This window comes from Rhodovulum iodosum (assembly GCF_041020385.1).
In the GTDB taxonomy this organism is placed as follows: Bacteria; Pseudomonadota; Alphaproteobacteria; order Rhodobacterales; family Rhodobacteraceae; genus Rhodovulum; species Rhodovulum iodosum.
Genome location: NZ_JBEHHI010000002.1, coordinates 202,153 through 222,333 on the forward strand (window position 1 = coordinate 202,153; position 20,181 = coordinate 222,333).

General features: G+C 64.4%; 17 protein-coding genes and 1 pseudogene. 6 read left to right on the forward strand and 12 right to left on the reverse strand.

Annotated features, from left to right (window positions below; translation table 11 throughout):
* Positions 1-46: 46 nt before the first annotated feature.
* Together cueR and Ga0609869_RS10120 are read right to left on the reverse strand one after the other, a co-directional pair.
* Entirely contained in the window at positions 47-448 is a 402-nt protein-coding gene (gene cueR, locus Ga0609869_RS10115; protein WP_125406752.1) for a Cu(I)-responsive transcriptional regulator, read from the reverse strand.
* On the reverse strand, positions 445-789 hold the full coding sequence (locus Ga0609869_RS10120) for an SHOCT domain-containing protein (protein ID WP_211336821.1): 345 nt from the start codon (positions 787-789) through the stop codon (positions 445-447). The genes cueR and Ga0609869_RS10120 overlap by 4 nt, the downstream gene beginning before the upstream one ends.
* Positions 790-915: 126 nt before the next feature.
* Here Ga0609869_RS10120 and Ga0609869_RS10125 point away from each other — a divergent pair, with 126 nt between their 5' ends.
* Both Ga0609869_RS10125 and Ga0609869_RS10130 read left to right on the forward strand, forming a co-directional pair.
* Entirely contained in the window at positions 916-3,378 is a 2,463-nt protein-coding gene (locus Ga0609869_RS10125; RefSeq protein ID WP_125406754.1) for a heavy metal translocating P-type ATPase, read from the forward strand.
* A 41-nt stretch (positions 3,379-3,419) separates the two neighbouring features.
* Positions 3,420-3,839 carry a c-type cytochrome gene (locus Ga0609869_RS10130; protein WP_438826879.1) on the forward strand — a complete coding sequence of 140 codons (420 nt, stop codon included), beginning with the start codon at positions 3,420-3,422 and terminating at the stop codon, positions 3,837-3,839.
* Positions 3,840-4,211: 372 nt separating this feature from the next.
* On the opposite strand, the gene Ga0609869_RS10135 is transcribed toward Ga0609869_RS10130, so the two are convergent.
* Genes Ga0609869_RS10135 through Ga0609869_RS10145 form a run of 3 tightly spaced genes read right to left on the reverse strand, consistent with a single transcriptional unit; the run spans position 4,212 to position 8,956 of the window.
* Positions 4,212-6,935: a cation-transporting P-type ATPase gene (locus Ga0609869_RS10135; RefSeq protein ID WP_245972326.1), complete on the reverse strand. Its 2,724-nt coding sequence runs from the start codon at positions 6,933-6,935 to the stop codon at positions 4,212-4,214.
* A gap of 48 nt (positions 6,936-6,983) precedes the next feature.
* Positions 6,984-8,714: a cation:proton antiporter gene (locus Ga0609869_RS10140; protein WP_125406757.1), complete on the reverse strand. Its 1,731-nt coding sequence runs from the start codon at positions 8,712-8,714 to the stop codon at positions 6,984-6,986.
* The gene (locus tag Ga0609869_RS10145; protein ID WP_125406759.1) at positions 8,711-8,956 is read right to left on the reverse strand and encodes a helix-turn-helix domain-containing protein; all 246 of its coding nucleotides are present in this window, start codon (positions 8,954-8,956) and stop codon (positions 8,711-8,713) included. The genes Ga0609869_RS10140 and Ga0609869_RS10145 overlap by 4 nt, the downstream gene beginning before the upstream one ends.
* Before the next feature lie 138 nt (positions 8,957-9,094).
* Between Ga0609869_RS10145 and Ga0609869_RS10150 the strand changes: the two genes are divergently transcribed.
* A complete protein-coding gene (locus Ga0609869_RS10150; RefSeq protein ID WP_125406762.1) occupies positions 9,095-9,958 on the forward strand; it encodes a universal stress protein in 864 nt (287 codons plus the stop codon).
* A 60-nt stretch (positions 9,959-10,018) separates the two neighbouring features.
* Here Ga0609869_RS10150 and Ga0609869_RS10155 read toward each other — a convergent pair.
* The 7 genes and pseudogenes from Ga0609869_RS10155 to Ga0609869_RS10185 form a co-directional block, all read right to left on the reverse strand.
* A pseudogene (locus Ga0609869_RS10155) lies at positions 10,019-10,120 on the reverse strand (transporter associated domain-containing protein); the annotation flags it as partial.
* Positions 10,121-10,371: 251 nt separating this feature from the next.
* Entirely contained in the window at positions 10,372-11,532 is a 1,161-nt protein-coding gene (locus Ga0609869_RS10160; RefSeq protein ID WP_125406767.1) for an alpha-hydroxy acid oxidase, read from the reverse strand.
* Positions 11,520-12,263 carry an SDR family oxidoreductase gene (locus Ga0609869_RS10165; RefSeq protein ID WP_125407341.1) on the reverse strand — a complete coding sequence of 248 codons (744 nt, stop codon included), beginning with the start codon at positions 12,261-12,263 and terminating at the stop codon, positions 11,520-11,522. Before Ga0609869_RS10165 ends, Ga0609869_RS10160 begins: the two co-directional genes overlap by 13 nt.
* A 10-nt stretch (positions 12,264-12,273) precedes the next feature.
* Positions 12,274-13,038, reverse strand: a complete 765-nt coding sequence (locus tag Ga0609869_RS10170; RefSeq protein ID WP_125406770.1) for an SDR family oxidoreductase — start codon at positions 13,036-13,038, stop codon at positions 12,274-12,276.
* 2 nt (positions 13,039-13,040) lie between these two features.
* The gene (locus Ga0609869_RS10175; protein ID WP_125406773.1) at positions 13,041-14,339 is read right to left on the reverse strand and encodes a M24 family metallopeptidase; all 1,299 of its coding nucleotides are present in this window, start codon (positions 14,337-14,339) and stop codon (positions 13,041-13,043) included.
* 64 nt (positions 14,340-14,403) lie between these two features.
* Positions 14,404-15,213 (reverse strand): SDR family NAD(P)-dependent oxidoreductase, encoded by an 810-nt coding sequence (locus Ga0609869_RS10180; protein ID WP_125406776.1) that lies wholly within the window; start codon positions 15,211-15,213, stop codon positions 14,404-14,406.
* 17 nt (positions 15,214-15,230) lie between these two features.
* Positions 15,231-16,979 carry an ABC transporter substrate-binding protein gene (locus tag Ga0609869_RS10185; protein WP_125406779.1) on the reverse strand — a complete coding sequence of 583 codons (1,749 nt, stop codon included), beginning with the start codon at positions 16,977-16,979 and terminating at the stop codon, positions 15,231-15,233.
* Between the two features lie 317 nt (positions 16,980-17,296).
* Between Ga0609869_RS10185 and Ga0609869_RS10190 the strand changes: the two genes are divergently transcribed.
* The 3 genes from Ga0609869_RS10190 to Ga0609869_RS10200 all read left to right on the forward strand — a co-directional run bounded on the left by Ga0609869_RS10190 (position 17,297) and on the right by Ga0609869_RS10200 (position 20,170).
* Complete coding sequence (locus tag Ga0609869_RS10190; RefSeq protein ID WP_125406782.1) at positions 17,297-18,247, forward strand: sugar ABC transporter substrate-binding protein; 951 nt, start codon at positions 17,297-17,299, stop codon at positions 18,245-18,247.
* 81 nt (positions 18,248-18,328) lie between these two features.
* The gene (locus Ga0609869_RS10195; protein ID WP_125406785.1) at positions 18,329-19,126 is read left to right on the forward strand and encodes an SDR family oxidoreductase; all 798 of its coding nucleotides are present in this window, start codon (positions 18,329-18,331) and stop codon (positions 19,124-19,126) included.
* A gap of 69 nt (positions 19,127-19,195) precedes the next feature.
* Positions 19,196-20,170, forward strand: a complete 975-nt coding sequence (locus Ga0609869_RS10200; RefSeq protein ID WP_125406788.1) for an ABC transporter permease — start codon at positions 19,196-19,198, stop codon at positions 20,168-20,170.
* Positions 20,171-20,181: the final 11 nt, after the last annotated feature.

Consider the following 20,181-nt stretch of genomic DNA (forward strand, 5'->3'; position numbering starts at 1 on the left):
GCCACCAGGACGAGACCGCCCAGAACCGCTATGGCGCGTCGTGCGGTCAAGCCTGCTGTACCTCGATACCTGCGAGATCATCGAGGATCGGACAGTCCGGGCGGCCGTCCCCGTGGCACTGTGTGACGAGCGTTTCCAGCGTGGCTTGCATCGCTTGCAGCTCCGCGATCTTGCGCGCGATCCGGTCGAGGTGCCCGGTGGCGATCTGCTTAACATCTGCGCTGGCCCGGTCCCGGTCCTCGTAGAGCGACAGAAGGGTGCGGCACTCCTCGATCGAGAAGCCGAGCGACCGTGCCCGGCCGAGAAAGGCAAGCTTGTGCGCGTCCCGCTCACTGAAGGCGCGATAGCCGTTGGCGCTTCGTGCGGGGCGCACCAGGTCGATGTCCTCGTAGTATCGGATCGTCTTGGCAGGCAGACCGCTCGCGGCTGCGACCTCACTGATATTCATGCCTTCTCCCCATCGAGGACCTTTCGCGACGCCTCGTATTCGTCTTCGCTGATCTCGCCTTTGGCGAATCGTTCCCGCAGAAACATATGTGCCCTGTCTTCAGATTGCGGGCCGGATCTCGATGCGTCGGCTCCAAGCAATCTGACGACAAGCACGACCGCGCCCACAAGGAGGGCGAAGAAGATCACCATCATGACCGGCCCTGCGAACCAACCGCCCCATCCCATCGCGCCGTAGTGATCGAAGTATCGTCCGTCTCCGGGGGCGGCGATTGCGGCGCTGGGCGCGGCGAGAACGAGACCGACCATCCCGGCTGCACCGGGTAGCTTGAGCTTCTTCATGGTGTTTCTCCTTCCTTGTGGCGCCTACGGTCCTTCCGCATCATACATGGGGCTTCCAGCAACTGGAGGGTCAATAGCGGATCACCTCTTGACCTTCCAGTAACTGGAAGAATTAGGTGTCCGCCCATGGAGGATTTTACCATGGCCCAGACCGCCCAAGCTGCCGAGACTGTCACGCGCGATCCGGTTTGCGGGATGACCGTCGATCCGGAGGCCGGCAAACCCCGGCTGGAACACGACGGGCACGTCTACCACTTCTGTCACGACGGATGCCGGGACAGGTTTGCGGCCGATCCGGACGCATACATCGAGGCGGAAGACCCCGTGTGCGGCATGAGTGTAAACCGCGCTACGGCGCATTACATGGCCAAGCACGGGGGCCAGCGGTTCTACTTCTGCTCCGCGCGCTGTCTTGAGAAATTCGAGGCCGCGCCGGACGATTACCTCGACGGCCGGCCGGCGCCCGAGCCGATGCCGGAGGGCACGCTCTATACCTGTCCGATGGATCCCGAAATCGTGCAGGAGGGGCCCGGCGATTGCCCGATCTGCGGCATGGCGCTCGAGCCGATGATGCCCGAGCGCGACGCCGGCCCGAACCCCGAACTGATCGATTTCCGCCGTCGGCTCTGGATCGGCGCGCCGCTCGCTCTGGCGGTCCTCGTTCTGGAGATGGGCGGCATGATGGGCCTGCCATGGGCGGAGTGGTTTGGCGGAAACGCCGTGCGCTGGATGCAGTTCGCGCTGGCCACCCCGGTCGTCGTCTGGGTGGCGCAGCCGTTCTTCAAGCGCGGCTGGTCGTCCATCGTGACCGGCAACCTGAACATGTGGACGCTGATCGCCATCGGAACCGGGGCGGCCTACGGCTTCAGCCTGGTGTCGCTGCTGCTGCCGGGCATCTTCCCCGCAACCCTGCAGGGGCAACACGGTCCGCCACTCTATTTCGAGGCCTCGGCGGTGATCCTGATCCTCGTCCTCGTTGGCCAGGTGATGGAGCTGACCGCGCGCGACCGCACGGGCGACGCCATCCGCGCCCTGATGGACCTGGCGCCGAAGACGGCGCGCCGCGTGACCGAGGCAGGCGAGGAGGACGTCCCCCTCGACGCTGTGAGGTCTGGCGACCGTCTGCGCGTGCGCCCGGGCGAGTCCGTGCCCGTCGATGGCACGGTGGCCGAGGGCCGCTCGTCGGTCGACGAAAGCATGATCACCGGCGAGCCGGTCCCGGTCGAGAAGACCGGCGGCGACACGGTCACTGGCGGGACGCTGAACAAGACCGGCTCCTTCGTGATGACGGCGGAGGCTGTCGGCAGCGACACGGTGCTCAGCCGCATCGTGGCCATGGTCGCACAGGCGCAGCGGTCGCGCGCGCCGATCCAGGCCCTGGCCGACAGGGTGGCCGGATACTTCGTCCCGACCGTCATCGGCATTGCGGTGCTGGCTTTCGCCGCGTGGCTCGCATTCGGGCCGGCGCCGGCGCTTGGTTATGCGGTCGTGGCAGCGGTCAGCGTCCTGATCATCGCGTGCCCTTGCGCGCTCGGCCTCGCCACGCCGATGTCGATCATGGTCGCAACCGGGCGCGGGGCGCAGGCGGGCGTCTTGATCCGCGACGCCGAGGCGCTGGAGCGGTTCGCGAAGGTGGACGTGCTGGTCCTCGACAAGACAGGAACCCTCACCGAGGGACGGCCGAGCCTGACCGAAGTGATCGCCTTGGGCGACATTGGCGAGGACCGGGTTCTCGCCCTTGCGGCCGCACTCGAACGCGGCTCCGAGCATCCGCTTGCAGACGCGATCCTGTCGGGGGCCGAAGAGCGCGATGTCGAACGCCTCGACGCGACCGATTTCGACGCTGTGACCGGCAAGGGCGTCCGCGGCACGGTCGACGGCGCGCCGGTCGCGCTCGGCAACGCGCGACTCATGGAGGATATGGGGATCAACGTCGCGCAGGTCGAAACGCAGATCGCTGAACTCCAGGACGAGGGCAAGACGGCGATGTTCCTTGCTGCGGAAGGGCGGCTTGCCGGGATCGTGGCAGTTGCCGACCGGATCAAGGAGACGACCGCAGGCGCGATCCGCGACCTGCACGGCGTCGGCCTGCGCATTGTCATGGCCACGGGCGACAGCCAGCGCACGGCAGATGCCGTCGCGCGGAAACTGGGCATCGACGAGGTGCGCGCGGGCGTGTCGCCCGAGGACAAGGCCGACCTGATCGCCGAGCTTAACGCAGAAGGCTTTTCAGTGGCCATGGCCGGGGACGGGGTCAACGACGCGCCTGCTCTTGCCGCCGCGGATGTCGGCATCGCCATGGGCACCGGCGCGGACGTTGCCGTAGAGAGCGCGGGCGTAACCCTCGTGAAGGGCGATCTTCGTGGCATCGTGCGCGCGCGGGTGCTGGCACAGGCCACGATGCGCAACATCCGGCAAAACCTGTTCTTCGCCTTCGTCTACAATTCCGCGGGCGTGCCCGTTGCGGCGGGCATCCTGTTCCCGTTTTTCGGCGTGCTGCTGTCGCCGATGATCGCGGCGGCGGCCATGAGCCTGTCTTCGGTCTCGGTCATCGGCAATTCGCTACGCCTTCGGGGGGTGAAGCTTTGAGGGCCTTCGCTATCGTCGGCGGTCTGCTCCTGGTTTGCGGTATCGCTGCTTTCGGTTGGATTTGGGGCGTCGCAACCAGCGATGCGGACGATGGCGCCTTGGCGCCGGACCTTGCCCGGGGCCAGGCGATATACGCGCAAGCTTGCGCGTCATGTCACGGGGCCGCCCTCGAAGGGCAGATCGACTGGCGTTCGCGTGGCCCGGATGGACGGCTGCCAGCCCCGCCCCATGACGCGACGGGGCACACCTGGCACCATTCCGACCGCGTGCTTCTGGACATCACCATGCGCGGCACCGCAGCCGTCGTCGGCGGTGGGTATGAGAGCAACATGCCGGGCTTTGCCGACATCTATTCCGAGGACGAACTGCGCGACGTCCTCGAGTGGATCAAGACCCAGTGGCCTGAACGAGAACGCGTGCACCAGGCGCAGGTCACCGCGCGGGACGAGGCGGCCCGATGAGCGGCGACGAAGCGGCGAAAAAGCCCCGGCCTGTGCATCGGCGCGGCGCACTCGTCGTAATGGCAGCGGCGGGCGCAGGGGTCTGGTGGGCATGACGCCCAACGACGGATGCTCGAGGCGGCGGCGCGGCGCCCTCGTTCGCGCGACGATCTGGCTGAGCGGCTGCGCGACGGGGACTTCTGATGGCGCCAGCCTCGGGGCATGTCCGCCCGTCATCGAGTACGGCCGGGAGTTGCAGGCGCGGGCGGCCGAGGAGCAGGCCCTGCGGCCGGAGGATTCGGCGAACGCGAAAATGCTGAGCGACGATGCGACGATGCGACTATGCGGGAGCAGGCGGTGCTGCCCCCTAGGTTCAACTGGAGGTTCGGTTTTTCAAGTCTCGATCTGCCCACTTAGTTCCGAGCGCCGAAACGCGAGCCGCATCTGCTTCTCGGTTTCGATCAACGCGAAGAAGATGGCTCCCACTCCCATGATCAGGAGACCATCGAAGATCTGCACCGCCTCTGTGCCAAAAATCGGCTGTAGCAGCGGCATATACGTGATGGCGAATTGCGCCGCAGCGACAACGAGAACGCAGGCCCAGACGATCCGCGTCCCACGCACTGCCGTCCAGTTCAGGGACGTGCCGTGAATGTTGCGGATGAAGAAGAGGTGGAAGATCTCCAGGACCACAAGTGTGTTCATCGCGATGGTCTGTGAGAGCGAGACCGGATATCCCCTGTCCATGGCGTAGAAATACATGCCGAACACGGCGGCCAGGAAGAGTGTCGAAACGAGCACGATGTGCCAGACCAGCCCGCCGGTCAGCAGTGCCTCGTCGCGGGGACGCGGCGGTCGGCGCATCGTGCCCGGCTCAGACGGCTCGAAGGCGAGCGCGAGCCCGAGCGTGATGGCGGTGATCAGGTTTACCCACAAGATCTGTACGGCGGTGATGGGCAGGGCCATGCCGGCGAAGAGTGCCACGATGATCGTCAGGGCCTCCCCCGCATTGGTGGGCAGGGTCCAGCTGATAACCTTCTTGATGTTGTCGTAGACGGTACGCCCCTCGCGCACGGCGGCGGCGATCGACGCGAAATTGTCGTCGGCGAGTACGAATTCGGCCGCCTCCTTCGCGGCCTCACTGCCCTTGAGCCCCATGGCAATGCCGGCATCGGCGCGCTTGAGTGCCGGTGCATCGTTCACTCCGTCGCCGGTCATGGCCACGGTCAGCCCGCGCGCCTGAAGGGCGGTGACGAGGCGCAGCTTGTGGGCCGGGGAGGTGCGGGCGAAGATGTCGGTCTCTACCGCCGCATCCGCCAGCGCGATGTCGTCCATTTCGTCGAGATCGGCGCCGGTAAGTACCCGATCATGGTTCTTCAACCCGATCATGCCCGCAATCGCGCGCGCCGTGGCGGCGTGATCCCCGGTGATCATCTTTACCCGGATACCGGCAGCGTGGCACTCTGCGACGGCTGTGACGGCTTCGGCGCGCGGCGGGTCGATCAGGCCGATCAGACCGATGAGAGACAGCCACCCTTCGATGTCCGCCGTATCAAGGCTTGTCTTGTCCGGCGACACAGAGCGTGTGGCAACCGCAAGCACTCGCTGACCTTCCGCGGCGAGGCTTTCTACCATGCGGTGCCAGTAGTCGGTGTCGAGCGGTTCCACTTTGCTATGCGTTGCGCGCTGATTCTCGCACAGCGCCAGGACGGCTTCGGGCGCGCCCTTCACATGGATGCAGGCCCGACCGACGTCGTCATGATGCAGGACGGCCATGTAGCGACGGGCGGCGTCGAACGGGATGGCGTCGGCGCGTGTCCATTGGCGGAACGGCTCGGCCCCTTCGCGGGTGATCTTGCCGGCAAGCGCCACCAGGGCGCCCTCCATAGGATCGCCCTCGACGCGCCAGCCCGCCTCGTGGGCATGCAGCATCGCGTCGTTGCATAGCCCGGCGGCGCGTGCGAACTCCATGAGCACCCGGTGATCGTCCGGATGCACGTCTGCCTCCCGCCAGCGCACGGCCCCTTCGGGAGAATAACCGTTGCCGCCGACCGAGTAGACATGCTCGGCCGCAGCCAGAGTGGCCGCCATCATCTCGTTTCGGGTCAGCGTGCCGGTCTTGTCGGAACAGATTACGGAGACCGATCCCAACGTCTCGATCGCAGGCAGGCGTCGGACGATGGCGTTGCGCCGGGCCATGGCCTGCACGCCCACCGCGAGTGTGATCGTCAGGACCGCCGGCAGTCCTTCGGGGATCGCAGCCACCGACAGCCCGACCACCGCCATAAAAAGGTCGGAGAAGGGCAGGTGACCAACGAAATATCCGTAGGTCAGCAGAGCGCCGGCGACGATCAGGATGAACAGGGTAAGCCAGCGTGCGAAGCCGTCCATCTGGGCGACGAGTGGCGTGGTCAGCGTCTCGACACGCGACAGCATCCCGCTGATCCGGCCGATCTGGGTGTCGGGTCCGGTGACGGTCACGACGCCGCGCCCGGCACCCGCCGCGACGAGCGTACCCGAAAACAGCATCGACGTCCGGTCACCGAGGGCGGCGTCTTCTGCAGCTGGTGCCGTGCCCTTGTCGACAGGCACGGACTCGCCGGTAAGGATCGCCTCCTCGATCTTGAGGCCGCGCGCTTCGATCACGCGCAAATCGGCGGGCACGCGATCGCCGGCCTCGACCAGCACGACGTCGCCGGGCACCAGATCGGCCGCATCCACGCTGATGCGCCGGCCGTCCCGCAGGACGGCTGAACGCGGCGCCAGCATCCCGCGGATCGCGTCCATCGACTTCTCGGCGCGGCCTTCCTGGACGTAGCCTATGGCCGCGTTGACGATCACCACCGCGAGGATGACACCAGTGTCGACCCAGTGCTGGAGCGCTGCCGTCACAGCGGCCGACACGATCAGCACGTAGATCAGCACGTTGTGGAAGTGGGACAGGAACCTCAGGAGCGGACTGCGTTTTGGCGGCTCCGGCAGGCGGTTCGGCCCGCTCTCGGCAAGGCGGCCGGCGGCCTCGTCTTTGGTCAGTCCCGCGCGCCCTGCGGAGAGCGCTTCAAGGACGTCCTCGGCGGAGCGGGCATGGAAAGTTGGCAGCATGCGGGTTTCTGTCATTCGCTCGGTTTTGCCATGGCGAAGGTTCCGGAGGGCAGCGTTCAGCGTTCAGGATGCCTGTTTCTCTTCCGTCACGATCGGCGGAATTTCGGTGCGATCTTCTTCCGGAGCGCCGCAAAGCAGTTCCAAAGCGCGGTCGGCCGCGTCCTGGAACGGCTCGAGCACGATGTCGGCGCCGGCGCCGAACAACTCTGCCGTGTCGCTGGCCTGGTGCGAGGCGACCGCGACCTTTCCGCGGAATCCCGCTGCGCGCGTCAACTGGATCAGCGTGGTCCGTGTGTCTTCGTGACTCAGGCCGGTCGGATGGACCGGGACGGTCGAGACGACCCATTCGGCGCGCGACAGCGGCAATGCACTCACGAACTCCGCATCTGTCGCATCCCCGAAGTCCGTAGCGAGGCCCAGTTCGCGCCAGCGTCGCACGGCGAGAGGGTTGAAGTCCACACCGAGCACCTTGATCCCGCGCTTTCGCAGGCGCATCCCGATGGCGGTGCCGAACCGCCCGAGCCCGAAAATGATCACCTTGTAGCCGTCTTCGGCATGGGCGCCCGCCGCGGACGGCTCGCGCGGGGTGCCCTTGCGCTCGAAAATGCCGAGCAACGGCTCGAAGATCGCGTAGAGTCGGTGCGAGTAGGTGATCATGTAGGTCGATGCCGCGATGGTCACGAGACCGACCATGGTGACCAGCCCCAGCGCGTCCTCGCGCAAATGGCCGAGCGACACGCCCATGGCCACGAAGATCAGGGAAAACTCGCTGATCTGTGCGACGGTCAGGCCGGCCAGGAAGCCAGTGCGCTTGCGGTAACCCATCGCCCCCATGATGGCGAGGACGATCAGGGGGTTGCCGATCAGTACGAACAGCGAGAACACGATGGCCCCGGTCACGTGCGCGCCGAGAAGCGACAGGTCGAGCGCGGAACCGAGCGCGATGAAGAAGAATAGCAGCAGGAAGTCGCGCAGCGGCGCAAGCCGGGCGGCTATGGTCTCGCGATAGGGTGTCGAGGCGAGCGCCACACCCGCGAGGAGGCCGCCAACCTCCTTGCCCAGTCCGACTGTGTCGCCGGCCGCCGCAAACATCGCAGCCATTGCGATGGCGAAGATCACCAGAAGTTCGGGTGCGCGCGCCAGACGCTCGGTCAGCGGATTGGCCGCGTAGCGCACGAACAGAACCACCAGGCCGACCATCGCGATGCCCGAGGCAAGAACCGACAGGACCGATTCGCCGCCGGGCCCGCTCTCCTCGGCCGAAGTGCCGATGCCGATTGCCGAGAGAACGATCATCGCGAGCACGACGACGAGGTCCTGCACGATCAGGAAGCCGAGCGCGATCTGCCCGTGCAGCGAATCGATCTCACGCTTGTCCGACAGCAGCTTCACGATGATGATCGTCGAGGAGAAGGTGAGCGCCACCGCGACGTAGAGGCTGGTGACGTGCTCCAGCCCCAGAGCCAACCCGATCAGATAGCCGAAGATCGAAGTGAACAGGACCTGGCCGAGCCCGGTCAGGAGCGCCACCTGGCCCAGAGAGCGGATGAGCTTCACGTCCAACTTGATGCCGACGAGGAACAGAAGCACGGCGATGCCAAGCTCCGACAGAAGGTCGATCTGCTCGTCGGAATGGACGACGTCCAGAGCGGACGGCCCGGCGATGAGCCCGACCGCTATGAAGCTCACGATCAGCGGCTGGCGCAGCAGGATGCCGAACAGACCTATCGCGGCGGCCATCACGAGCAGGACGGCGACCTCGGCGAAGGGCGAGTGGATCAGGGCATCGATCATGCACCGCTCTCGCGGTCAGTCTTGGCGTCGACGATGGATCTGCGGCGCGGCTCGGCAGTCTCCCGCGCCCGCGTCGCGTGGTCGCTCAGGAACGTCTCGAGATCGCTGTCGGCGATCCGCCAACCCTTGCCGATCTCGATCGCTCGCAACTCGCCGTTCTTGATCCAGCCGCGCACCGTCGCCTCGCTGACCTTCAGCCGGTCGGCCACCTCCTTCACCGTCTGATAGCCATCGCGCGCCATAGGTTCGGCCCTTTTGGGTGTCGTTCGGCCCAGAATACTGAACTTCAGTGCAATTCAGATGATTTCGATCAAACGAGTTTTCGTGACGACATGCTTGAATGGATACGTCGCCAATGGCGCCGGGACAGGGAGCGCGAGATGCAGAAGATCCTGTTGGCCACAGATTTCTCCGAACGCTCGGATCGTGCGCTCCGGCGGGCAATTTTGCTTGCGCGACAGTTCGGTTCATCCGTGTCGGCGGTACACGTTGTGGATGACGATCAGCCGCGCCGCATCGTCGACAGTGAACGCGACGCGGCGTCCGCGCTTCTGGACGAGTTGCGGCACACGGTGCAGAACGTCGACGGGATTGCCTGCGAGACCCGGGTCGTTCTGGCAGACCCTTTCGCCGGCATAGCGCGCGCGGCAGAGGAAGAGGCCCCGGATCTTCTCGTCGTCGGGCCGCACAGGCGCCAAGCGCTGCGCGATGTCTTTGTCGGAACGACGGCGGAGCGGACGATCCGCTCCGCGGCCTGTCCCGTTCTGATGGTCAATGCGCCACCCGTGGGATCCTATCGTCATGTAATGCTGACGACGGACTTGTCGGAGGGCGCCGCGCAGGCAGCGAAAGCCTCCGTGGTGCGCGACATCGCTCACGGCGCGAACGCTTCCATCCTGCATGTCTTCGATGCTCCCGCCATTCATCTGGCCATGAGCCACACCATTCCGACGGATGGGCGAGAGGCCTATCTCGAGGACCAGCGGAAGGAGGCTTCGCGCGCGCTCTCTGCCTTCGTGAAGTCGGTCGATTGGCGATCGATCCGGCAGATGGTACGTCAGGTACGAAACGCACCGGCCGAAGAAATCCTATCAGCGGCGCGGGACGACTCTGCCGATCTCGTGGTCATCGGAACGCACGGTCGCAGCGGCCTCGCCCGCTTCTTTCTCGGGAGCGTGGCGGAAGCCGTCCTGCGCAGTGCCGATCGCGACGTTCTTGCAGTCCCTCCGTCGCAGCCCGTTTGACCGTCGCCCGCGCGGGACGGTCGCGTCCGGCCATCGGGCCGCCGCGTCACGTTTGACGATCAGCTTGTCGATCCGCAAGCCGTCCAGGTCGATGATTTCCATCCGCCAGCCATCGATGTCGACCGTCTGACCGACGCGCGGCACCTCGCCGAGGCGTTCCAATGAAAAGACCTGCTAAAGTTTCGGCAGCGGAAGGGCTCGGGATCGTCAGATCGATCCGCTTGATGAACTCGTCGACAGGCATCTAGCCCGCGACCAGCAGTGAGCCGTCGAGGGAATGCGGTCCAGTCGTCGACGGTGGCACCGCGCCGCCAAACTTGCCGAGTGGCATTGGCTCGGCGCGGCATAAGGGACAGCGTCATTGTCCTTTGGGAGACCGGTTCGATTTCGTCTGCCAGCCCCCTCGAAAACCGTCACTGGCGCGACGATGACCCGATGAGGGCGGAGGGCCCGACGGCTTCATAAGACGTGGCGCCAAGCTGGCCGAGCGCGCGTACGAGTTCCAGCTTGAGTATGTCCATTGCGCGCTGGGCTCCCGCGGCCCCGCCCGCCCCGACGCCGAAGGCAAGGGCCCGGCCTGCGAGTACGAAGTCCGCGCCAAGTGCCCTGGCGCGCAGCATGTCGGCCCCGCGACGCACGCCGCTATCGAGAATGATACTGATCCGGCCGCCGAGCGCCTCGGCGATGCCCGGCAGGGCCTCGACGGTTGGCGGTCCAAATGCCACCTGGCGCCCGCCATGGTTCGATACGACGATGCCGTCGCACCCCAACTCGGCGCAGCCAGACGCGTCCTGCGGGTGCAGAATCCCCTTGACCAGGAGCGTTCCGCCCCAGCGGTCGCGCAGGCGCTTCAGGTGATCCCAGGTGAACCCGGGGGTGATCAGGGTTCTCTGAACGTCGGCATAGGACGTGGCGCCCTGCAGCAGATCCGCGTAATTTGCGATATCGGGTTTTCCGTGGCGCAATGTGGCCAGTGACCAGCGCGGGTTGGCGATGAGCTCGATCGCGACCTCAGGCGTGATACGGAATGGCACGGCGAGCTGGTTGCGGATGTCCCGGTCGCGCTTGCCCGCGGCGGGAACATCGGCGGTGACCATCATCACTGTGTAGCCGGCCGCCTCGGCCCGCGCGATAAGGCTCTCGGTCACCGCCTCGTCGCCTGAGACGTAAAGCTGGAACCAGCCGTTTCCCGCGGCGGCTTCGGCCAGGCGCTCAAGCGTCGTCGAGGCGGCCGAGCTTGCCACGTAGGGGATGTTTTCGCGTGCGCAGAGCCTTGCGAGAATCAGGTCGGCGCCGGGCCAAAAGGCGTTGAGCATGCCGATGGGCGCCACGCCCAACGGCGCGGCATAGGTCTGGCCAAAGAGATCTGCGCGCGTGTCGATCTCGGAGACGTCTGTCATGTAGCGCGGCGTGAGAGCGACCTCTTCGAAGGCTTCGACGTTGCGTCTTAGATTGCGTTCGGATTCAGCGCCGCCGTCGACCAGGTCGAAGGCGAAACGGGGGATCCGGCGTTTCGCGAGACGCCGCAAATCATCGACCGAGGCCGCCCGGTCGAGCCCCATCAGATCGACCATCCGCCATCGACGGCGAAGGCCTGTCCAGTGGTAAAGGCGGAAAGGTCCCCCGCGAGGTAGCAGACCATCTCGGCGATCTCCTGTGGGGTTCCGAAGCGGCCCATGGGTTGGCGGGCGGTGAAGGCGGCATGCGCCTTGTCGAAATCCCCGGTTGCCGCCAGCCGCTCCTTCAGCGAGGGGCTGTCGACGGTGCCCGGACAGATCGCGTTGCAGCGAATGCCGTCTGCCACGAAATCTGCGGCGATGGACTTGGTCATGCCGATGATCGCGGCCTTCGACGCCCCGTAGGCAAAGCGCCGCGGTGCGCCCTTCTGGCTGGAGACAATGGAGGCGATATTGACGATCGAGCCCGATCCCTGCTCGAGCATGCCGGGCAGCACCGCCTTCATCATCCGGAACATCGCCTTGGCATTCAGGTCGAAGGCCCGGTCCCAGTCGCTTTCACCGCAGTCGATGATCGTTCCGTCGTGCACCCATCCGGCGCAGTTCACCAGGATCTGCAGCGGCGGCGAAGACCCGACCAGCGCACCGATGGCAGCGGCGTCGAGCACATCGAGGGGCTGGCCTGTGATACGCTCCGAGCCTGCGGCGAGCCGGTCAACCGCTGCTCCGTCGATGTCGGTCGCGATGACGGTTGCTCCGAGAGCGGCGAGCGCTTCGGCCGAGGCGCGCCCGATGCCTTGGCCAGCTGCGGTGACGAGGGCGGTCTTTCCTTGAAGTGACTGTTGCATGCATCCTCTCTCAGCGGGCGAGCCAGCCGCCATCCACGGTGACGACGCTGCCATTGCAGTACGAGCCGGCGTCGGAGGCGAGAAAAACGGCCGCGCCAGCCATCTCGGACGGATCGGCAAAGCGGCCAGCCGGTATTCTATCCAGCAGTGCCTGCGACCGGACCGGATCGTCCCGCAGCGCCTTGGTGTTATCGGTCGCGGTGTAGCCCGGCGCGATAGCGTTGACGTTGACGCCATGCGGCGCCCATTCGTTGCAGAGCGCCCGGGTCAGGCCGATCACGGCATGCTTGCTGGACACATAGGCCGGTACACGGAGCCCGCCCTGAGCGCCCAGCACGGAGGCCACGATCACGATCTTCCCGGCACCCTGTGCGACCATGCGACGTCCGGCGGCCTGCGACAGCAGCCACACCGAGTCGAGGTTCACCGACAGCACACGGCGCCATTCCTCGAGCGGCATGTCCACCGAGTCCTGCCGGTGAATGATGCCCGCGTTGTTGATGAGAATGTCGAGACCGCCCAGCGCATCGGTCGCAAACCCTACGATGTTCGAGGCCTCGGTTTCGTCCATACCGACGAAATCCGCCTGGACCGCAGCGGCTTTGCGTCCCATCGCCTCGATCTTGCCGATCGTTTCCTCCGGCTTGTGGCTGCGATAGGTCAGCGCGATATCGGCCCCGGCGGCGGCAAGGCCAACGGCGATGCCCTCGCCAATGCCGGTTGCGCCGCCGGTGACCAGGGCCTTGCGCCCAGTAAGGTCGAATGGGTTTGCCATGGTCAGTACCGGTTCGCGATGGGGAGGTCTTCGGCCGGGAAGAGCGAGATCACCTCGCAGCCGGTCTCGGTAACGACGACCTCTTCCTCGATCCGGGCGGCGGAATAGCCGTCGGCGGCTGGGCAGTAGGTTTCCAGCGCAAAGACCATTCCCGTCTTGATTTCCATCGGGTGATCGAGGCTGACCGCGCGGCTGATGATCGGACGCTCGTGCAGTGCAAGCCCCAGGCCGTGGCCGAATTGCAGGCCGAAGGCCGCGTCTTCGCTGGGGAAGCCGAACTCCTCGGCCTTGGGCCAGGCCTGCGCGACGGTGTCGGTGCTGACGCCGGGGCGGATCAAGTCGATTGAGGCGTCGATCCACTCGCGCGCCTTCACATAGGCGTCGTTCTGCGCAGAGGATGAGCGCCCGATGTTGAAGGTCCGGTAGTAGCAGGTCCGGTAGCCTTGGTAGCTCTGCAGGATATCGAAAAACGCCTGGTCGCCCGGGCGGAAATAACGGTCGGTGAAGTTGTGCGGATGCGGGTTACAGCGTTCGCCGGAAATGGCGTTGATCGCCTCGACGTCGTCGGAGCCCATCTCGTAGAGCATCTTGTTCGACAGCGCGACGATGTCTGCCTCGCGCACGCCCGGTTTCAACTCCTCATAGATCATGTGATAGACGCCATCGACCATGCTGGCCGCTTGGGTCAAAAGCTGGATCTCGTCCCAGTTCTTGATTTCTCGCGCCGCCAGCATGATCTGCTGACCATCGACGACATGCAGCCCCTCCTCCTGCAGCGCGTGGAACATCGCGGTTTCGGCATAGTCCACGCCAACGGGCATGTCCGCCACGCCCGCGTCCTTGATCAGGCCGGCGATCTGCTTGGCGTATTTTCGCATCAGGCCGAATTCCGGCGGAATGGTTCCGCGCATGCCAACAACGCCGGCGAGGCAGTGATCGGGTTCAAGCCAGTCTGAATACTTCTGGTGATGCACGGCCGCCGAGCCGAAATCCCAGACATAGGGGCTGTCGTCTCCGGTCAGCAGGCAGAACCGGCACATCTTGTCCCGTTCCCATTCGCCGATCTTCGTTGCGCTGACGTAGCGGATGTTATTGACGTCAAAGAGCAGGAGCGTGCCAGCGTTCGAGTTCTGAAGCGCCTGCCGGGTCCGCGCGAGACGGTAGCGGCGCAGGCGATCGTGGTCGATCCGACGTTCGAAATCCACAGACGTGTGTCCCCAGGCAGGAATCCGTCCCTCCCACTTCCAGTTCGGTTCGAGATCCTGCGGTGTGAGCAGGTTCGGCATCAGTGCGCGTGACATGGCAAACTCCCTCGGGCGCGGCAGTCTGCGCCCGTTTCCATTTTGTGTCAGGGTATTGGGCGGGTTATTGGATGCACCATCCCCCGTCGATATGGATCATCTGGCCGGTCATGTAGTCGCTGTCGTCGCTGGCGAGGAACGAGGCCGTGCCGGTGATGTCGTCAGGATAGGACACGCGCTTGATCTGGAGCGCTTCGCGGACGATGTCCTCGTAGGCCTGTCCTTCCTTCTGCTTGAAACCAATGTCCACGAGGTCCTTGTCCAGCTGTTCCCAGAGCGGCGTGACAACGACGCCCGGAGCATAGCCATTGACGGTGATGTTGTGCTCGGCCAGGCCGATCGCACCGCAATGGGTCAGCGCAAGGCAGCCGTATTTGGACGTGCAGTAGACAGTCACGTCGACCAGCGGCTTGCGAGAGGCGATACTGCCGACATTGATGATCTTGTAGGGGTGATCCTCCATCGGGCCCTGCTCGATCATCTGGCGCGCGGTTTCTTGCATCCCCAGCCACATCGCCTTGGTATTGACGTTCATGATCATGTCCCAGTTGTCCTCATCGATATCCATGAAGAAACGGGGTTTGTTCAGGCCGGCATTGAAGAGGCCCACGTTGATCGGCCCGAACGCGTCGACGGTCGCGGCCACGGCGGCGGCGTTATCTTCGCGCTTGGTCACGTCCATTTTCACGGCGATGGCCTTGCCGTTTCCGGCGGCATTGATCCGCTCGGCAACCGTCTTTGCCTCGCGCTCGTCCAGGTCCCCAAGGCACACGTTGGCACCTTGCGCAGCGAAGCATTCGGCATTCGCCGCGCCCATCCCGCGGGCGGCGCCGGTAATCAGAATATTCTTACCCTTCAGGCGATTGGGGTCCATGGTTTCTCCTCCTCCTGTCACGGTTTCCCGTTTGGTCGTATCAGCGCGTCTGCCCGGTCCTGGGCGCGACGCAGGGCATCCCGCGGGGAAGAGATCCCGCGCAGCATGTCATGAAATTCCTCGCCGCAGATCTGGATGATGCCGCAGATTTCGGGCACCGGCGGGCGGGGCCAGAATTGCAGTTCATCGCGCCAGGACATCGCGTCCACCGCATCGAAGATAGACGATGCGCCTCGCACCTCGGGGTCGGCAGCCACGGAATAGCGCGGGTTCGTTCGGCTCCCGTTCTGTACGAATAGTTTCTGCGCTTCGGGCGACGTGAAGACGGCGAGCGCCTCGACCGCGGCCGCCAGGCGTTCGGGGGGAAGGTTGGCCGGGATGCCCAGGACGTAACCACCCACGGGCGCGATCTGGCGTGCTCCCGGACCGGCCGGATGCGGCAGGTAGCCGGTTTGCCCGTGGGCGGGCGAGCTTTCGTCACCTTCGAAATACGGTGCGAGCAGGGTGTAGCCAAACGCCATGGCGATCTTGCCCGAAGCATAGGGCCGAACCCGTTCGTACCAGGACATCGACAGGATGTCGGGCGGCGAATACTGCATCAACTCGAGTAGAAACTCCGCCGCGCGCAACCCGGCCTCGGTGTCTATGGTCGGCCGATAGTCGCTTTCAGCCAGGTGGTCGGTGTCGAAACCACCCGCAATTTCGGGTAAGTCCAAGATCGGCTGACCGAAGTCTGCTATCATCATCAAGACAGTGTGGCCTAGCGCGGTTCCCCGCGCGGCATTCCACGCTATGCCGTAGTGGCCTTGACGCGGGTCATGCAGGACGCTGGCGGCGTTAAGCAGGTCATCGGTCGTCGCCGGCGGTTTCAGCCCTGCCTTGGCGAACAGGTCTCGACGATAGAACAGCAGTTCGGGGGTGGTCTGGGCCGGCACGCCATAGGGACGGCCACCCCAATGGGCGGCCTTCCAGCCGGCGGTATGGAAGTCGGCGGGATCCAAACGCGCTACGTCCATCGCCTCTGACAGCGGCATCAAGACGTTCTTTTCGGCGAACTCTCCGATCCACGGCAGATCGACGGCAATGATATCGTAACGGCTGGCCGGGCGTTCGGCATTGCGCAACGCTTCTTCGCGCAGGCGATCGATCGAGAAGGCGCGCTGATTGATCGGGGTCCCGAGCGCCTGTTCGAACTGACGCTTGAGGTTTTCCATGACCATGAAGGTCGGATCACCGTGCACCAGGACCCGAATGCCCCCGGGCACCTTGAACGGTTCGGTCAGGACATTCAGTGGCGGTATCAACTGCGCGGCGGCATAGCTGCCGCCGAAATAGTAATCGCGGCTTTCCCGTCCGGTGGCCTGTCCGCCGAAATGCCCTTCGGCCAGCCGTCGCAGACGGCCCGACAGCTGAACCCATTGCGACAGCAGTTTCTCGCTGGGGTGCAGCGAAAAGCTCTTACCGGTCCGGGTGCGGGGGCGTTGTTCGATAAGGCCGGCCTGCACCATTTCTTTCAGGCGCCGGTTCGCCGTCGCGTAAGGGGCGCGGCTGGCTCCTATCAGCGACGTCGGCGTGATCGTCTTGGCCTCGAAATGCCCCTTAAGCAGGTGGAGCGTCATGCGCAAATGCGCGTTCGGAGAGATGATATCCAGCGTGTCTTCGATCTCGTCGATGAGTTCGTCCAGAAAGGGCAAGAGCTCGCGCGTCTCGCTCGGCGCATTTGGCGCGACCGGCTGCGATTGGCGATGTCCTCCCATGGCATTCATTGGTGACCCAAGACTTCTTCGTTTCTGGCTGGTTCTCCGCCCGGCGGATTTGTCCGATGCGGATGAAGATGTGCCACCCATGTCGGCCCTCCCAAGAATGTCCACAATGATCGCCGGACCGTATCATAAAAATATCCAATCTGGATTATAGAATAACCAATATGGATATTATTGCTGCGTCGCCTTCGAGGGGAAAGCGTCAGGCTACTGGCAATCGTTCGGTGTGCCGAATGATGATATGGCGTCCGGGGAGGGACGCCTTTGGGAGCCGCCCAAATGCGCGGTGTCCCAGACTGATAGTCTTTGGGAGGAACCAGATGAAACTTCGCTTCGCTCTTGCGGCAACAACGGCCATGGCCGTAATGACCGGGACGGCATCCGCCGACACCATGAAGATCGGCATCACGCAGAACAACGTCGGCGTCGACAGCTACCAGACCACCTATGAAAAGGCTTTCATTGCGGCCGCCGAAGCCAACGACGCGGTGGAAGCTGTCGTGCTGGACGCCGGGGGCGACGTCGCGCGCCAAATCGCCCAGATGGAAGACCTCATCCAGCAGGAAGTCGATGCCATAATCATCTGGCCGACGAACGGCGAAGCGGTGATCCCCGCGGTCCGCAAGGCGCACCAGGCCGACATCCCGGTGATCGTCACCAATTCCAATATCGCCGAACCCGGCTTTGACTTCGTGGCAAGCTTCTCGGGACCCGACAACATCACGCAGGGCTCGCGGTCGGCCGAGATCATGTGCGACAAGTTCAAGGAAATGGGGATCGAGGACGAGGCCCAGATCGTGCAGATCTCCGGCCAGCCCGGTTACACGACCGCAATCGAACGTGCCAAGGGCTTCGAAGATCGCCTTCCCGAGGTCTGCCCGAACGTCACTTTGATGGAGACGCAGCCCGGTGACTGGAACCGCGAGAAGTCGCAGCAAGTCATGGAAGCCTTCCTGGTCAAGTACGATGACATAGACGGTGTCTATGCCGGCGACGACAACATGGGTGTCGGCGCGCTGAACGCCGCCAAGGCCGCCGGGCGCGACGGCATCATCTTCGTGGGCGCCACCAACTTTGCCGTGGGCTACGAGGCGATGGCGGCGGGCGACTATTGGGGCTCGATCTACCAGTCACCTGTCGATGACGCCGAAGCGGCGCTCCAGACCGCACTCGACGTACTGAACGGCAAGGAGGTGCCGTTTCTGAACTACTTCGACACTCCGAAGATCACGCAGGACAACATGGACGAGTTCAGCAAACCCGTTTTCTGAGCGTTTCCTCCCTGGTGCGGGGTGTGGCCGGTTCATGCCCCGCACACCGAATCCGAGAAATTGCATTGCGGGTAGGTTGTCGTGGGACGTGTTGCTGGACGGGTCTGTATCGTGACCGGTGCCGCTCAGGGAATCGGGCGGGCCATCGGAGAGGCGCTACTGGACGAAGGTGCGAAGGTGTGCTTCGCGGATATCGACGGCGCGAAGGTCGCGGAGGTCGCCGAGCAGAACCGGGCGCGGCTCGCAAGCCGGGACGCCAATGTCACCTCGGCGCAGGTCGACGTCACGGATCGCGGGCAGGTTCGTGCGATGATCGCACACACGGTGGAAAACCTCGGGCCGCTGCACGTGAAGTTCAATAATGCCGGTGTGAACAAGCCGATGAACTTCCTCGACGTGACCGAGGACAACTGGAATTTCATCATGGGAGTGAACGCCTTGGGCTGCATGATCGGAATGCAGGAAGCCGCGCGCCAGATGATCGCACAGGGCAGCGGCGGAAAGATCATCAACACGGCGTCCATCGCCAGCCGTCAGGGCTTCGACAACGTGGCGCCGTACTGCGCTTCGAAATGGGCGGTGGTCTCGCTCACGCAATCGGGCGCCCGGGATCTTGCCAAGCATGATATCACCGTGACGGGCTTCGCGCCGGGCGTGGTGGCGACCGAAATGTGGGAACAGGTCGACCGCGACCTGATGGAGATCGGCGCCGCGGAGCGCCCTGGCCAGGCGATGGAGAAGTTCTCGGCCGAGATCCTGAGGGGGCGCGTTGCGCTTCCGTGCGACATCACAGGAACAACGACCTACCTCGCTTCGAAGGACAGCGATTACATGACCGGTCAGATCGTCATGATCGACGGAGGCATGACGCTGGTCTGATCCGAAAGGCCTTCGAAGCGGCGCGAGTCTGACACTTCACGGAATGCCAGCGGCCTTAGGGAGGGGTTCATGGCGACACTCACCAAGCAGCAGATCGGCAGTATTCTGGCGAAACAGGGCATCCTGATCGCCTTTGCACTCTTCATGATCGCCTTTGCCCTCGGGAACCCGAAATTCCTCACGGTCGACAATCTGTTCAGCGTCGTGCGGTCCTCGGCCATCCTGGGGGTCATGGCGCTGGGCGTAACCTTCGTGGTCATTAGCGGCAATCTCGACCTGTCCGTGGGGTCGATGATGTCGTTCTCGACCATCGTGGTGCTGGATCTGCATGACAAGATCGGGCCGTTTCTGGCGATCCCCGCGATGTTCTTGATGACGCTCGCCCTCGGCGGGCTGATCGGCTTCCTGGTCGGCTATCTCAAGCTCAACTCGCTGATCGTGACGTTGGGGATGTTGTCGGCGATACATGGGCTCACACTGACCTATTCCGGCGGCCAGAACATGGACATCGCCGACAAAGAGGGCACCTGGTTCAGCGTCTTCGGACAGGGCACGGCGCTTGGCATCCCGGTGCCGATCCTGATCTTCGCGGGGCTCGCCGCGCTGTTGGGCCTCGTGCTGGCCAAGACACCGTTCGGGCGCAAGGTCTATGCAGTGGGCGGGAACGGCACCGCTGCGACCTTTTCGGGCATTCGGCGCGCACGGACCGTGTTCACCTGCTATCTGATGTCCGCGGGCTGCGTCGCGACCGCCGGTCTTATCCAAGCCAGCCGCAGCCTCGGGTCGCAGAACACCGTCGGTCAGGGCCTCGAGCTCGAAGTGCTCGCGGCCGTCATCCTGGGCGGCGCGTCCCTGTTGGGAGGGTCCGGCACGGTATTCAAGACCGTTATCGGGGTCCTGATCCTCGGCTTCATTCAGAATGGCCTGCTGTTGATCGGCCTGCAATTCTACGTCCAGTTCGTCGTGACTTGGGTAATCATCATTCTTGCCGTTTGGCTCGACGTCGCAGCCAAGCGCGGCAAGCTCTGGTCGCCGATCGCGTGAGGGAGGCATAG